The sequence below is a fragment of the Pannonibacter sp. I15F10I1 genome (assembly GCF_900185665.1).
Classification (GTDB): domain Bacteria; phylum Pseudomonadota; class Alphaproteobacteria; order Rhizobiales; family Stappiaceae; genus Pannonibacter; species Pannonibacter indicus.
This window is the reverse complement of sequence record NZ_FYAN01000008.1, coordinates 415,502-428,790: the sequence shown is the minus strand read 5'-3', so window position 1 is coordinate 428,790 and position 13,289 is coordinate 415,502. Positions and strand designations below refer to the sequence as shown.

15 protein-coding genes are annotated in these 13,289 nt (G+C 64.4%); 9 read left to right on the top strand and 6 right to left on the bottom strand.

Annotation, left to right across the window (positions count from 1 at the left end):
* Nucleotides 1-44: 44 nt before the first annotated feature.
* Complete coding sequence (locus IF10I1_RS07845) at nt 45-980, bottom strand: polyprenyl synthetase family protein (RefSeq protein WP_208977645.1); 936 nt, start codon at nt 978-980, stop codon at nt 45-47.
* A 247-nt stretch (nt 981-1,227) separates the two neighbouring features.
* On the opposite strand from IF10I1_RS07845, the gene IF10I1_RS07840 reads away from it, so the two are divergent.
* The 3 genes from IF10I1_RS07840 (at nt 1,228) to IF10I1_RS07830 (ending at nt 2,804) form a co-directional block, all read left to right on the top strand.
* Nucleotides 1,228-1,461, top strand: a complete 234-nt coding sequence (locus IF10I1_RS07840; RefSeq protein ID WP_094461948.1) for a DUF2007 domain-containing protein — start codon at nt 1,228-1,230, stop codon at nt 1,459-1,461.
* Between the two features lies 1 nt (nt 1,462).
* Complete coding sequence (locus IF10I1_RS07835; protein ID WP_208977644.1) at nt 1,463-2,326, top strand: tRNA1(Val) (adenine(37)-N6)-methyltransferase; 864 nt, start codon at nt 1,463-1,465, stop codon at nt 2,324-2,326.
* 145 nt (nt 2,327-2,471) lie between these two features.
* Nucleotides 2,472-2,804 (top strand): hypothetical protein, encoded by a 333-nt coding sequence (locus tag IF10I1_RS07830; RefSeq protein ID WP_058899497.1) that lies wholly within the window; start codon nt 2,472-2,474, stop codon nt 2,802-2,804.
* Nucleotides 2,805-2,891: 87 nt separating this feature from the next.
* On the opposite strand, the gene IF10I1_RS07825 is transcribed toward IF10I1_RS07830, so the two are convergent.
* Both IF10I1_RS07825 and IF10I1_RS07820 read right to left on the bottom strand, forming a co-directional pair.
* Nucleotides 2,892-3,164: an usg protein gene (locus IF10I1_RS07825; protein WP_019966612.1), complete on the bottom strand. Its 273-nt coding sequence runs from the start codon at nt 3,162-3,164 to the stop codon at nt 2,892-2,894.
* 111 nt (nt 3,165-3,275) lie between these two features.
* Nucleotides 3,276-3,659: a cytochrome c gene (locus IF10I1_RS07820; RefSeq protein WP_186391930.1), complete on the bottom strand. Its 384-nt coding sequence runs from the start codon at nt 3,657-3,659 to the stop codon at nt 3,276-3,278.
* A 264-nt stretch (nt 3,660-3,923) separates the two neighbouring features.
* On the opposite strand from IF10I1_RS07820, the gene IF10I1_RS07815 reads away from it, so the two are divergent.
* The 4 genes from IF10I1_RS07815 to IF10I1_RS07800 all read left to right on the top strand — a co-directional run bounded on the left by IF10I1_RS07815 (nt 3,924) and on the right by IF10I1_RS07800 (nt 7,435).
* On the top strand, nt 3,924-4,871 hold the full coding sequence (locus IF10I1_RS07815) for a MoxR family ATPase (RefSeq protein ID WP_186391931.1): 948 nt from the start codon (nt 3,924-3,926) through the stop codon (nt 4,869-4,871).
* Nucleotides 4,872-4,881: 10 nt separating this feature from the next.
* A complete protein-coding gene (locus IF10I1_RS07810; RefSeq protein WP_186391932.1) occupies nt 4,882-6,135 on the top strand; it encodes a VWA domain-containing protein in 1,254 nt (417 codons plus the stop codon).
* The gene (locus IF10I1_RS07805) at nt 6,135-6,941 is read left to right on the top strand and encodes an AraC family transcriptional regulator (RefSeq protein WP_186391933.1); all 807 of its coding nucleotides are present in this window, start codon (nt 6,135-6,137) and stop codon (nt 6,939-6,941) included. The genes IF10I1_RS07810 and IF10I1_RS07805 overlap by 1 nt, the downstream gene beginning before the upstream one ends.
* Before the next feature lie 92 nt (nt 6,942-7,033).
* Complete coding sequence (locus tag IF10I1_RS07800) at nt 7,034-7,435, top strand: DUF2000 domain-containing protein (protein ID WP_186391934.1); 402 nt, start codon at nt 7,034-7,036, stop codon at nt 7,433-7,435.
* Nucleotides 7,436-7,442: 7 nt separating this feature from the next.
* Here the strand turns inward: IF10I1_RS07800 and IF10I1_RS07795 are convergent, their stop codons facing one another.
* Both IF10I1_RS07795 and IF10I1_RS07790 read right to left on the bottom strand, forming a co-directional pair.
* Nucleotides 7,443-7,976, bottom strand: a complete 534-nt coding sequence (locus tag IF10I1_RS07795; RefSeq protein ID WP_186391935.1) for a L,D-transpeptidase — start codon at nt 7,974-7,976, stop codon at nt 7,443-7,445.
* Between the two features lie 128 nt (nt 7,977-8,104).
* Entirely contained in the window at nt 8,105-9,226 is a 1,122-nt protein-coding gene (locus IF10I1_RS07790) for a branched-chain amino acid ABC transporter substrate-binding protein (RefSeq protein WP_186391936.1), read from the bottom strand.
* A 206-nt stretch (nt 9,227-9,432) separates the two neighbouring features.
* Between IF10I1_RS07790 and IF10I1_RS07785 the strand changes: the two genes are divergently transcribed.
* Together IF10I1_RS07785 and IF10I1_RS07780 are read left to right on the top strand one after the other, a co-directional pair.
* Complete coding sequence (locus IF10I1_RS07785) at nt 9,433-10,065, top strand: glutathione S-transferase family protein (protein ID WP_186391937.1); 633 nt, start codon at nt 9,433-9,435, stop codon at nt 10,063-10,065.
* 16 nt (nt 10,066-10,081) lie between these two features.
* On the top strand, nt 10,082-11,083 hold the full coding sequence (locus IF10I1_RS07780) for a P1 family peptidase (protein ID WP_186391938.1): 1,002 nt from the start codon (nt 10,082-10,084) through the stop codon (nt 11,081-11,083).
* A gap of 21 nt (nt 11,084-11,104) precedes the next feature.
* On the opposite strand, the gene IF10I1_RS07775 is transcribed toward IF10I1_RS07780, so the two are convergent.
* Nucleotides 11,105-13,198 (bottom strand): bifunctional diguanylate cyclase/phosphodiesterase, encoded by a 2,094-nt coding sequence (locus IF10I1_RS07775; protein ID WP_186391939.1) that lies wholly within the window; start codon nt 13,196-13,198, stop codon nt 11,105-11,107.
* Nucleotides 13,199-13,289 lie beyond the last annotated feature (91 nt).

Genomic DNA, 13,289 nt, shown 5'->3' with positions numbered 1-13,289 from the left:
TTCACCAGCATATTGCTGAAATGACGGCCTTTGCCGGGTGAGTCTCAACTCACCCGGGCGATGCAGAATTCGACGGCTTCGCGCAGGGCTTCCGTCAGCGGGCCCTGCGGCAGTTCATCGAGGGCGGCCATGGCGCTGGCGCCATACTGGCGGGCGCGGACAATCGTTTCCTCGATGGCGCCATGGCGGCGCATCAGCGCAATGGCTTCCTCAAGATCGCCATCGCGGATATCGCCCTCTTCGAGGCAGCGCTTCCAGAAGGCACGCTCACTGTCCGTCCCGCGCTCCAGAGATACGACGACCGGCAGCGTGATCTTGCCCTCGCGGAAATCATCGCCGACCTGCTTGCCTAGGTCGGCGCTCGACCCGCCGTAATCCAGCGCATCATCCACGAGCTGGAAGGCAAGGCCGAGATCCATGCCATAGCGGCGGGCGGCAGCACGCTGGGCCCCCTCGACACCGGCGATCACAGGCCCGACTTCGGCAGCAGCCGCAAAGAGCGCAGCGGTCTTCGCCTCGATCACCTTGAGATACTGTGCCTCATTGGTGGAAATGTCCTTGGCCGCACCCAGCTGCATCACCTCGCCCTCGGCGATGATGGCAGAGGCTTCGGCGAGAATGCGCAGGGCCTCCAGCGAGCCCACGTCCACCATCATCTTGAAGGCCTGGCCGAGCAGATAGTCGCCGACGAGAACGCTGGCCTGGTTGCCCCAGAGCTTGCGCGCCGCCAGCTTGCCCCGGCGCATGTCGCTTTCGTCCACCACATCGTCATGCAGCAGCGTCGCCGTGTGCATGAACTCGACGCTGGCCGCGAGAATGACATGGCCCGTGCCGCGGTAGCCGAACATGTCCGCCATGGCGAGGGTCAGCATGGGCCGCAGGCGCTTGCCGCCCGAGTCGATCAGGTGCTTGGCAATCTCGGGGATAAGCTCGACATTCGAGCCCGCCTTGGACAGGATCAGATCGTTGACCTGCCCCATGCCGCCTGCCGTCAGATCGACGAGCGGCTGGATTGCGGGCTTGGCTTTCTTCAATTCGGGTGCGGAAGCGGCGACGGCTGCCAAAACACTCTCCCAAGGCTGGTTTTGGCGGACAATAGGTCGGCAAGCGTCCCCCCGCAAGGGATCAATCGTTTGACAAGGCAGTGAACAGTGTTGTTCACCACCGGAAAAGACGCATAAACCATATGTCTGCACTGCGCTCTATTCAGAGAGGGAAACCGGGATCATGGAAGAACTGCTGAAGACCAATGATCTGGTTCTCATTTCAGCTGTGGGAGCGATGTTTGACGAGGCCGGGATCGCGCATTTTGTCGCGGATGCCAACATGAGCATTCTGGAAGGCTCGCTCGCCATGATTCCCCGGCGAATCCTTGTCCCTGCCGATCAGATCACCGCCGCCCGCCGCCTGATGCGCGACGCGGGCCTTGGCCATGAGCTGACGCCGGAAGAAAGATCCTGACGTGACGCGCCAGATCCCTCCTGCCCCCGTCCCTTCGGCCCCCGTCCCTCCTGCCCCTGAGCTTGCCGCCCTTGCGCTGCCGGAAGGCGTTGCCACCACACGCGATGCCTTTCTGGGCGGGCTTGTCACCGTCGAGCAACCCGCAAAGGGTTTTCACCGTGCCGGGCTCGACGCGGTCTATCTTGCCGCAGCCCTGCCCGATGGCACAAAGGGCCATGTGGTGGATCTGGGCGCAGGTGTTGGCACAGCGGGCTTCTGTGCGGCAGCGCGCCTGCCTGATATTCGCGTCACTCTGGTGGAGATCGACCCGCTGGCCGCCCTTCTGGCCCGGCGCGCACTGGCTGATTCCCTCAATAACGCTTTTGCATCCCGCGTGAGCGTGCTGGAGGCCGATATCACCGCCAAGGGTTCCCAGCGCCATACGGCGGGGCTCACCCCTTGCATGGCCGATCACGTGATCATGAACCCGCCCTATTACCAGCCCGGCCAGTTCCGCGCCTCCCCGTCCGGCGAACGGGCCAGCGCCCATGTGCTGGACGAGCGGGGGCTGGAGCCCTGGGCAAAGACGGCAACCGACATTCTGCGCGAAGGCGGAACGCTCACGGTCATCTTCCGTGCCGATGGCCTGCAGGAGCTGCTGGACGTGTTTCAGGGCCGGTTCGGCGCCATCGACATCATCCCGCTGCGCCCGCGTGCCGATGCCGCCGCCACCCGCATCCTCCTGCGCGCCATCCGCGCCAGCAAGGCGCCATTGAGGCTGATGCCTGGCTTTGTCTTGCACGAGGGCGAAGGCTCGGATTTCCGGCCGGAAGCCCGCGCCGTCATGCGCGACGGCAAGGGGCTCGGGATACAGCCAAGGCCCTGAAACGCCCTGACCGGCAGATTTGGGGTCAAGTTCTCCGTCCGCCGGAAACTCCCGGTAGATCTCGTGACAAGGATGCTTCGCCAGCGCCCGGAAGGGATGGCGAAGCAGACCGGAGTTCATGAGAAATACCAGGGAGTAGAAGCTCATGTCTGAACTTGATCCGCTTACCCAGGCCCGCCAGCACATCGAGAAGCACCTCATCCTGAGGGCCTCGTCCGATGCCGCCTTCCGCGAGCTGCTGAAGAGCAACCCGCATGCGGCCATCAAGGAGCTGATCGGCAATGACCCGATCCCCTCCTACAAGATCACCGTGGTTGAAGAGGCCCCGGGCGAAGTCGTCCTCGTGCTGCCGCGCTCCATCGGGCAGGACGAATTGCCGGACGATCTGCTGGACTTTGCTTCCGGCGGCACCAGTTTCTCGGCCTTCATTCTCTACGGCCCTCCGTATCCGGATGGCGGCGGCTGCAAGAAGAAGTGATGAAGCCCCGACAGGGTCAGGCTCCACCTTCAAGAAGATCCACGGCAGGGGAGAGGCCTGCCGTGGAAAGTGCCGGGGCGGCGGTCCTCAATGGATCAGGAACTCGCCCTTGGCATAGCGCACGTCACGCGGGCCGATCAGATCCTGATGCGCCAGACGCACCGAGTGGATGAAGGCCTGAATTTCCCGCTCCCAGAAAGCCAGGAAACGGCGCAGTTCCGGAAAATTCGGGGCCTTGTCCTCGGTTTGCCAGAGGAAACTCTGCAGAAGGGCGGGATGATCCGGCATCCTGTAGAGGATTTCAGCCGTCAGCAGCCCGTAGCCTGCCATCTGCTTGCGGAAGTCTTCGCTTGTGCCCATGGAACACCTCATGCCTTGACATCACCACGGCAAAAGTGTCGCGCCAGCGAAGTAAACGCGCAATTAAAAAACGAGTCTTCCTCATATTTTTCAATATGTTAGCAGCAGACTTCAGTGAGTGCTGCCAGCACCATCTGGGCTCTGGATGCTCTTCAGGTAGGCGATGAAGGATGTCACATCCTGCGCTTCCAGCGCCACTTCCGGCATGTCCGGATGGCCTGTGACGATGCCCTCGGCCAGGCTTTCCGCCAGATCCTCGACCGGATAGCGCTGCCCGAGATCGCGGAAGGCCGGAGCATCCGCATTGGGCGAGGCATCATCCACACCAACGGCATGGCAGGCCGCGCAAGCCTCTTTGGCGATCAGCTTGCCGCGCTCCACCTGCGCCGCCTCTGCGAGTGTCCCCTGCGCCTGCACCACACCAGCGCCCGGTGCAGCGAACAGAATCACCGCCACGGCCGCAACGCGCAGCCCTCGCGTGAAAAGCTTTGTCATGTCCTCTCCCTCAAGGTTTCTGCGGGTCGGCAGCCGCATGCCCCGCAGATCGTCCACCCTCAGCGTCTCTTTGCGTGCCAGCCCCCCTTCAGCTTCGCAAGTCCGTCAAAACCCTCAGCCTCCGGTGCCAATGGCCAGCCGCGATACGTCAGCACGGAAATACGGCAAAAGGGGCTGTCGCTTGCCCGCAGCGCCTATATGTTAGGGACAACGACAAGACCTCCGGCCTGAAGGCCGGGCCGCACGTTCCGGGAGCCCTTCCGCATGACCACCGCCCGCACGCCCCTTCCCGATAGCATCGACGGCACCCTGGCGCTGCTGGATCAGGGCGGCTATGTCGCCGGCCGTGATCTGGCAACCGTGCTGCATCTGGCGCTGCGCATGAAGCGGCCGCTGTTTCTGGAAGGCGAGGCCGGCGTCGGCAAGACGGAGATTGCCAAAGTTCTGGCCGCCACGCTCGGCCGCAACCTCATCCGCCTGCAATGCTACGAAGGCCTCGACATCGCCTCTGCCGTCTATGAGTGGAACTATGCCGCACAGATGGTGGAAATCCGCATCGCGGAAGCGGCTGGAGACACGGACCATGCAGACCTCTCCCGCTCCATCTTCAGCGAGCGTTTTCTGATCAAACGCCCGGTGCTGCAGGCGCTGGAGCCCTCGCTCTCCGGCCCGCCCGTGTTCCTGATCGATGAGCTGGACCGCGCTGACGAAGCCTTCGAGGCCTTCCTGCTGGAAGTGCTGGCCGACAATCAGGTGACCGTGCCGGAGCTGGGCACCATCAGGGCCGAGGAGCCGCCCGTGGTGATCATCACCACCAACCGCACCCGCGAGATCCACGACGCCCTCAAGCGCCGCTGCCTCTACCACTGGGTCGATTATCCGGATGCAGAGCGGGAACTGGCCATCGTGCGGCGCAAGGTGCCGGGCGCACCCGAACGGCTGACGGCGGAAATCGTCGCCTTCGTCCAGCGCCTGCGCGCCACCGAAGACCTGTTCAAACAGCCGGGCGTTGCCGAAACCCTCGACTGGGCCACGGCGCTGACCGAGCTGAACGAACTGGCGCTGGACCCAGACATGGCCAATGACACGCTGGGCGTTCTGCTGAAGTATCAGGACGACATCGAGCGGGTGCGAGGCTCGAAGCTCCGTCAGATGGTGGAGGAAATCCGCAGCACATTGCCATCCACCGCAACCGCCATGCCGAACGTCTGAGCCCCGCGCGATGACCACACCCGCCGCCCCGCAAGCAGAACAGGCGTCCAGCCTCGATGGCCGCATGGTGGCGAATATCGTGCATTTCGCCCGCACCCTGCGCAAGGCAGGCCTTCCGGCTGGCCCGGCTTCCATCATCGACGCGGTGCGGGCGGTGGAGGTGAGCGGCATTGCCAGCCGCGAGGACTTCTACTGGACGCTTCACGCCGTCTTCGTTCACAAGCGCGAGCAGCGGGTGCTGTTTGACGAGGCTTTCCGCATTTACTGGCAGAGCCGCGGACTCATCGAGAAGATGCTGGCCATCCTCTCCCCCGTCGCTCCGCCGCGGGGCACGCCGGAAAAGCCCAAGGCCGGGCAGACCCGCGTCTCCCAGGCCTTCAAGGCCGCCCGCGAGCGTGAGCCGCGCGAGGAGCAGCCCGAGGTGGAGGTGGATGCCCGCTTCACCGTCTCCGGCCGCGAGCTGCTGCAATCGCGGGACTTTGCCCAGATGACCGCTGACGAGATCGAAACGGCCAAGGCAGCGCTCCGCGCCATGGCGATGCCGAAGGACACGATCCGCCGCCGCCGTCTCGCCCCTGCTCCACGAGGCCGCATCGACCCGCGCCGCACGCTAGGGGCGACCCTGCGCGCAGGCGGAGCCATCATTGATCTGAAGCACCGCAAGCCGCAGGAAAAGCGCCCGCCGCTCATCGCCCTGTGCGATATCTCCGGCTCCATGAGCCAGTATTCCCGCCTGCTCCTGCATTTCATGCATGCGCTGACGGAAACCCGGCCCGCCGTGCACACGTTCCTGTTCGGCACGCGCCTCACCAACGTGACCCGGCAGCTGCGCATGAAGGACCCGGACGAAGCGCTGGCGGCCTGTTCCGCCGGAGTGGCCGACTGGTCCGGCGGAACGCGCATTGCCACCGCGCTGCACGAATTCAACCGCCTCTGGTCCCGCCGCGTGCTGTCGGGCGGGCCAACGGTGCTGCTGATCACCGACGGGCTGGAGCGGGACACGGACGAGGATCTGGCGCGGGAAATCTCCCGCCTGCACCGCTCCTGCCGGCGGCTGATCTGGCTCAATCCGCTGCTGCGGTTTGACGGGTTCGAAGCCAAGGCCAAGGGCATCCGGGCCATGCTGCCGCATGTGGACGAGTTCCGCGCCGCGCATTCACTGGATGCCGTCGCTGATCTGGTGCGCACTTTGTCGGGCGAAAGCGCCGGGCCATCAGCGGCCTCCACTGATCCACGCCACTGGCTGCGCAAGGCGGGCAGCTGATGCGCGCCAACCGCTATCATCATCTCGGCTGGCTGCAGGGCATTGAACTTTACGAAGCCGATTTCAGCACCCAGACCTTCAGCCGCCACGCCCATGAAGGCTTTGCCATCGGCGCCATTGCCGAAGGGGTGGGCGGTTATCTCTGCCGAGGCGAGCAGATGCTGCTGCCCGCCGGCTCCCTGTCGCTGATGAACCCGGAAGAGCCCCACACCGGCCACGCGGCGGCCGGGAGCGTGCGCTACAACATGGTCTATGCCAGCGAGGCCGCCGTGCGGACCCTGCTGGACCTCAAGGATCTGCGCGGCTTTGCCACCGTCGCCCCAAGGGACGAAGGCCTTCACCTGACGCAGGCGCTGAGCCGCCTTGCCCAGCGCGTCAATGCTCCCGCTGCCCCCGGCTGGCGGCTGGCCGTGGAAGAGGCCATGCAGGCCGTGCTCGGCCTTGCCTTCACCCGCCATGGCCGGGCCGCCCTCAGACCTGCCGGTCAGGAACCGGCGGCGGTCAGGCTGGTACGCGAACGCATTGCGGAAGGCGTTGCCTCAGGCGACGATCTTTCGCTTGAGGGCCTTGCGGCCCTTGCCGGGCTTACGCCCTCCTACCTGATCCGCAGCTTCTCCCGCGCCACCGGCCTGACGCCCCATGCTATGGTTCTGCGCATGCGGACCAGACAGGCTCAGGCGCTGATCCTTGACGGCATGGCACCGGCAGATGCGGCGCTGGCGGTGGGCTTCTGCGACCAGAGCCACATGATCCGCCAGTTCCGCCGCCAGCTTGGCATCACGCCCGGCAGTCTCATCCGCCACTGATCCGTGCTCTTCACAGGCAGGCGGAAAGGTCAATTTCGTCCAAGACCATGGCTCCGCATGCATGGCATGGCTGCCGCAAAAGGAGCCCTGCCATGACTTTGAAACCCGTCATAATCCTGTCCACCAGCCTGCCGAAAGGATTGCAGGCCAATTTTGCTGCCATTCTGGGCATGAGCCTCGGACGGCTGCATCCGGAGCTGATTGGTCCCGCCACACCGGACAGCGAAGGCCATCTGCTGGAAGGCATCACCCAGGTGGCCGTGCCCATTCTGGGAGCCCCTGCCGGGGATCTTCAAAGTCTTTTTGCCGCCGCAGAGAGCATGCCCGTCCGCCTTGCCTATATGCGTGCCGCCTTCGAGGCGCGGAACTATGCGGATTACACGGCGCGCATCGCTGCAGCCCCCGTGAAGGATCACGAGCCGCAGGCAATCCTTGTCGCAGGGCCGCGCAAGGCCGTTGACCGCCTGTGCGGCGCCCTGCCCCTGCTGAAGTGAGCCAGCCTTACGGAAGGGCAATCACCGGGGTGTTTTCACGCACGCGCTGGATCAGGTCGGCGATATGTTCGTTGTGCATGCGGATGCAGCCATAGGACACCGGGCGGCCGATGCTGCCGGGGCGGTTGGTGCCATGGATGGCGAACTCACCGCCTGCCAGCGTCATGGCCGCCACGCCCATCGGGTTGTTGGGGGCGCCACCTTCGATCCGGTCCGGCATGTCCGGAAAATCGCGCTTCACCACCGCGGGCGGAATCCAGGCCGGGCGCAGATAGCGGCCCGTCACATAGGTGCGGCCCGTCCAGGCCTTGCCCTTCTTGCCGACCGCCACCGGATAGGCCAGCGCCTGCCCCTCTCCCAGCACCAGATAAAGCCGCCGCTCGCTGTTGCGGATGACGATTGTGCCCGGCGCAAGCCCCTGCGATGCAAAGGCCACGCGCTCTGCACGGGCCTGCACCGGCGCGGCAGTGGCAAGACCCAACAGGCCGCCACAGGCCGCCACAAGCACAAGCGAACGCATGATCACGGCAATAGGGCGCATGAGTTCCCCCCGGCACACCAGACAGGCACAGACGTTGGTGAGGCCGGACTCCGCACGGCCTCAGCCGGCCAATCTAGCGCAGGTGCCGGCCAGAGGGCATTGCCCGGAGGCGCATTCTTGAAAGAGCGTTAACGCGGCAGATCAGCGGGACGGAACCGGCCATCCTGCCAGCGGTACCAGGAAAGGCCCGCGCCCTCCCTGTCCCCATCGGGCAAGAACGAGACTGTGCCGCTGACCGTGTCAAAGCTGCCGGACTGAAGCGCTGCGGCCACGGGCGCAAAGTCGAAGCTGCCGGAAGCATCCGCAGCGGCTGCGAAGAGTTGCACAGCGGCATAGCCATCCGTGGCATAAGGAGAAGGTACCATGCCCGCAGCCCGCATGCGGCTGGCAATCTCACGGGCAGGACTGTCCGGAACGGCAGCCGGATCGGCCATGAAGGCCACCTCGACACGGCTTGCCGCCTCGCCTGCCGCCGCACCAAACTCCATCCCCATGGCCGCATCGCCAGCCAGAACGGGCACCTGCATGTCCAAGGCACTGAGGGCGGCGGCGAGATGCCCCGCATCTGTCGCATAGGCGCCCAGCACCACCACATCCAGCCGCTCCCCCTTGAGCGCCGAGGCCAGAGGCTTCAGGTCCCGTGCACCCGCATCAAATTCCCGCTCCAGCGCAGGAGAGAGCCCCTTTGCCTGCATCGCAGCCTTCAGCCGTGTGGCAAAGTCCTTGCCATAGGCGCTGCGGTCGGTGACGAGGCCGATGCGCTTGCCGGCAAACTCCTGGGCAAGGCGCTCCGCGATGAAAGGCGCGGTGGCATCTTCGCGCGGCCCGAGCCGGAAGAAACCCGGCCCCGGCCGTGCTTCGGTCAGTTGCGGCAGCGCGGAAGCCACCGTGATCTGGATGCGTCCCGCCTCCGCATAGACGGGCGCTGCCGCCAGTGTGGCGCTGGAGCACAGATGCCCGATGACGAGCTGCACGCCCTTGCCGGTGAGCTGATTGGCCAGCGCCGTGGCCCGCTCCGGGTCGCAGCGGTCATCGGCTTCCTCCAGCACCAGCTTTTCCCCACGCAGACCGCCGCTGGCGTTGATGTCCTCAACCGCCAGCCGCGCCCCGGCCAGGATCTGATCCCCCAATGGCGCAAACTGGCCGGAAAAGGCAGCGGCAACGGCAATGCGAATGTCCGCCTGTGCGGGAGCAGCCAGCACGCCGGTCAGCATGCCGGCCATCACCAGTCCCGCAGCAAATGGCGCCAAGCTCTTGAACTGCCGCATAAATCCGTGCCTCATCACAATCCGGCTTCCGTTTCTGCCCGCATCCTAGCCAAGGCAGCAGCCGGATGCCACCTTGAACCGCGCCACAGGCATGCCCCTTTTCAACCGGCAGAAAAGGCCCCTAAACTGCATGCGGTGGGAGAAACAGATCCGCAGCACAAGGCGGATGAATTCAGGGATGAAATAACGTGAAAATCTGGGGCCGGATCAATTCCACCAATGTTCGCAAGGTTTTGTGGTGCGCAGAAGAACTCGGGGTCGCCTATGACCGGATTGACGCCGGCGGCGCCTTTGGTCTCAACCAGGAACCGGCTTTTCTGGCCATGAACCCCAACGGACTGGTTCCCTGCATCGAAGACGAAGGTCTGGTGCTGTGGGAATCGAACGCCATCGTCCGCTATATGGCCCGCACTCACGGCAAGGCACCTTTCGTGCCTGAATTAGGCACGCCCGCAGGCGAAAAGGCCTTTGCGGCGGCGGACAAGTGGCTGGACTGGACCTCGACCACACTGACGGGCCCCTTCCGTGGCATCTTCCTCAACATCGTGCGCCGCAAACCGGAAGAGCGGGTTCAGGCCGAGATTGATCAGAGCCTTGCTGCCTGCACGGACCTGCTGAAGGTCCCCGATGCAGCCCTCGCAAAGGCGCCGTATCTCTCCGGCGAGAACCTTGGCATCGGCGACATGGCGCTCGGCTGCATCGCCTATGCCTGGTTCACCATGTCCTTCGACCGGCCGGATCTGCCGCATCTGGAAGCCTGGTACCAGCGCCTCACCACACGCCCCGCCTATCAGAAGGCGGTCATGACCCCGGTGACATAACAGGAAAGGCTCCAGCTTGCGCAATCTCATCACGGATGTTCCGGGCCTCAGCGTTGGATCGGCAGAGGATCTGACACTGAAGTCCGGCGTGACGGTGCTGCTGCCGGATGAACCGGCGGTGGCCTCCGTTGCCATTCACGGCGGTGCGCCCGGAACCCGTGATACGGCCCTGCTGGAGCCAGAACAGACCGTGGAAAAGGTCGATGCGCTGGTGCTCTCCGGCGGATCGGCCTTCGGGCTTGATGCAGGCGCCGGTGTGCAGGCCGGGCTTGCCGCCATGGGACGCGGCTTTCAGGTCGGTCCGGTGCGCGTGCCGATCGTGCCCGGCGCCATTCTGTTTGATCTCATGAATGGCGGTGACAAGAACTGGGGAGACTACGCCCCCTACCGGGAGCTTGGCCGCGCTGCGCTTGAGGCAGCGGGGCTGGACTTTGCGCTCGGCAGCCATGGCGCCGGATGCGGTGCCACCACCGCCAATCTCAAGGGCGGGCTCGGCTCCGCCTCCTCGCGCCTTTCCTGCGGCGCCACCGTCGGCGCGCTGGTGGCCGTCAATGCGCTTGGCCGGGCCACCATGGGCGATGGCCCGCATTTCTGGGCAGCGCCTTTCGAGCGGGGCGATGAATTCGGCGGCCTCGGACTGCCCTTCCCCCTCCCCGCAGACACAGCCGTGCCGCGCACCAAATTCGATGCCCTACGCGCCGGTGCCAACACGACGATTGCCATTGTCGCCACCGATGCCATCCTGACCAAGGCAGAAGCCAAACGGCTGGCTGTCATGGCGCATGACGGCCTTGCCCGGGCCCTCTGGCCTGCGCACACGCCCATGGACGGGGATCTCGTCTTTGCGCTCTCCACCGGCCGCCACAGGCTGGCAGAACCCTTGGCGGACATGATCGAACTGGGCGCCGCCGCTGCTTCCAGCCTCGCCCGTGCCATTGCCCGCGGCGTCTATCACGCCACCCCGAAAAAGGGCGACACGCTGCCCGCCTGGCGGGAGCTTTACGGCAAGGGAAAATGACGCCCGCGAGCCTCGCCAGGATCAGGCCACGGCCAGTCCGCACATGATGCCGGAGGTTTCCTCTGCCGCAGCGGGGCGGTGCCAGAGATAGCCCTGACCGAAGCGGCAGTTCATCGAAGCGAGCTTACGGGCCACGTCCTCGGTCTCGATGCCTTCGGCCGTGGTCTCCAGGCCAAGACCATGGGCCATGGCCAGAATGGTCCGCACCAGGATTTCCTGCTGCGGGTCACTGCAAATACCGTTCATGAAGGAGCGGTCGATCTTGAGGGCCGTGATCGGGAAGCGGTGCAGATAGCTGAGTGCGGAATAGCCCGTGCCGAAATCGTCAATGGCAATGCCGATGCCCATGGCCGCGATCAGCTCCAGTGTCTCATGCACACCGCCGCCCTCCCCCAGCAGCAGGCTTTCGGTGATCTCCAGTTCCAGCCATTCCGGCTGGCAGCCGGTGGCGGCAAGGCAGTCACGCAGCCGGATCAGAAAGTCGCCATTCATCAGCTGGCGCGGCGACACGTTGACTGCGATGACCATGGCCCGCGCAGACGCATGATTGACCTGAACCGCGAACTTGCAGGCCTCGCGCAGCATCATGTTACCGATGGCAATGATCTGGCCGGTTTCCTCAGCCACCGGAATGAACTCAGCCGGGTTGATGTTGCCAAAACACGGATGAACCCATCGGCACAGCGCCTCTGCCCCTGCCGGATAACCGGTGGCCAAATCCATCTTCAATTGGAAGGCAGCTTTGAACTCGCCGCGCTTGAGCGCGCCATTCATCATAGTCTCAAGCTTGAACCGCTTCTCGATGGTTTCGCCCATCTGTGTCCTGTAAGCGCGCGCGCAATTGCCGCCAGCCTGCTTCGCATCGTAAAGGGCAAGATCGGCAAAGCGGAACAGCGCCGGAGCACTGGCACTGTCGCCGGGACCGGCGGCCACGCCGGTGCTGACAGACACCTGAAGCACCGCGTCCTCAACCATCATGGGCTGGCGCATGGCCTCAACAAGCCGATGTGCCTGAGCCATTGCCTCGTCAACATCCGGCAGGTCAGGCAGAACCACGAAGAACTCATCGCCGGCGAGCCGTCCGATGAAGGCGCGCGCGCAGACCGCACTCTCGATCCGCCGCGCCGTCTGGACCAGGACCGCATCTCCTGCGGCATGGCCCATGGTGTCGTTGATCGTCTTGAACCGGTCAAGATCCACCACGATCAGGGCACAATGGGTGCCATCTGCCGCTGCGCGGTCCAGTTCGCACTGCAGCCGGTCCTGAAAGGAGGCGCGATTGGCAAGGCCGGTCAGACTGTCGGAGAAGGCCAGTTCCTGCAGCTTTCCGTGCAGCGCGTGGCGCTCCTGCTCATAGGACACGAAGGTGCGCATGGCCGCCGCCATCTGACCGATTTCGTCGGCGCGTCCGATGTCCTCAACGGTCACATGCGTGTCGCCGTCCGCCAGCTGCTTCATATTGGCCGTCAATCGCAGCACCGGACCGGTGATACTGCCGACGATGGCATTGACCCAGAGCAGCAGGAGCACTCCAACCGCCCCGAAAATCAAGGCGAAGCGCAGCAGATGGTTCCAGAAGGAGGTGTTCACGTCGTCCAGATAGACCGCAGAGGAAATGACCCATCCCCACGGGGCAAAATGCTCAGACCACGCGGCCTTTGGCCTGCCGCGGGTGGTGACCCCATCCAGTGTTCTTGCGCCCTTGTAATAGGTGACGCCGCCCCCGTTCAGGCCGTTGCGGATCATGTCCTGGGTGTGGCGGGAGCCCCAGGCGCTGGTGCCTTCTTCAGCCACCGTATTGCTGACCACCCGGTTTCCGGTCTCATCAAAGACGAAGACGCGCGCACCGCCATTGAAGATCATCGCCCGGATGGCATCGCGTGCCTTGTCCTTGGCAGCATCCTCGCTCAGCGTCCCATCCTGCGCCAGCCGGTAGCTTTCTTCCGTAATGGAGCGGGCGGACTCGACGAGCGCGCGCACCTTTTCCACGTGGCCGCGCTCCAACTCACCCCGCAGGATGACCAGATTGATGGTCACCACGAGAACGACGAAGGCTGCCATGATCCAGACAGGCAGAAGAACCTTGTTCCTGACACTCCACTGGCCGAGGTTCATTTAACAACCCTACGAAAACCTTTCAAGGCACACTGAAGCAAAGGCATTAAACTCAAATTAATACAGGAAAAATCATACAATGAACGCATAA

What these genes read in the sequence shown, in the direction of transcription:
- IF10I1_RS07845 (WP_208977645.1), bottom strand. Translation starts at nt 980, where the DNA reads ATGGGGCAGGTCAACGATCTGATCCTGTCCAAGGCGGGCTCGAATGTC.
- IF10I1_RS07820 (WP_186391930.1), bottom strand. Translation starts at nt 3,659, where the DNA reads ATGACAAAGCTTTTCACGCGAGGGCTGCGCGTTGCGGCCGTGGCGGTG.
- IF10I1_RS07840 (WP_094461948.1), top strand. Translation starts at nt 1,228, where the DNA reads ATGGAAGAACTGCTGAAGACCAATGATCTGGTTCTCATTTCAGCTGTG.
- IF10I1_RS07775 (WP_186391939.1), bottom strand. Translation starts at nt 13,198, where the DNA reads ATGAACCTCGGCCAGTGGAGTGTCAGGAACAAGGTTCTTCTGCCTGTC.
- IF10I1_RS07805 (WP_186391933.1), top strand. Translation starts at nt 6,135, where the DNA reads ATGCGCGCCAACCGCTATCATCATCTCGGCTGGCTGCAGGGCATTGAA.
- IF10I1_RS07815 (WP_186391931.1), top strand. Translation starts at nt 3,924, where the DNA reads ATGACCACCGCCCGCACGCCCCTTCCCGATAGCATCGACGGCACCCTG.
- IF10I1_RS07810 (WP_186391932.1), top strand. Translation starts at nt 4,882, where the DNA reads ATGACCACACCCGCCGCCCCGCAAGCAGAACAGGCGTCCAGCCTCGAT.
- IF10I1_RS07825 (WP_019966612.1), bottom strand. Translation starts at nt 3,164, where the DNA reads ATGGGCACAAGCGAAGACTTCCGCAAGCAGATGGCAGGCTACGGGCTG.
- IF10I1_RS07795 (WP_186391935.1), bottom strand. Translation starts at nt 7,976, where the DNA reads ATGCGCCCTATTGCCGTGATCATGCGTTCGCTTGTGCTTGTGGCGGCC.
- IF10I1_RS07830 (WP_058899497.1), top strand. Translation starts at nt 2,472, where the DNA reads ATGTCTGAACTTGATCCGCTTACCCAGGCCCGCCAGCACATCGAGAAG.
- IF10I1_RS07800 (WP_186391934.1), top strand. Translation starts at nt 7,034, where the DNA reads ATGACTTTGAAACCCGTCATAATCCTGTCCACCAGCCTGCCGAAAGGA.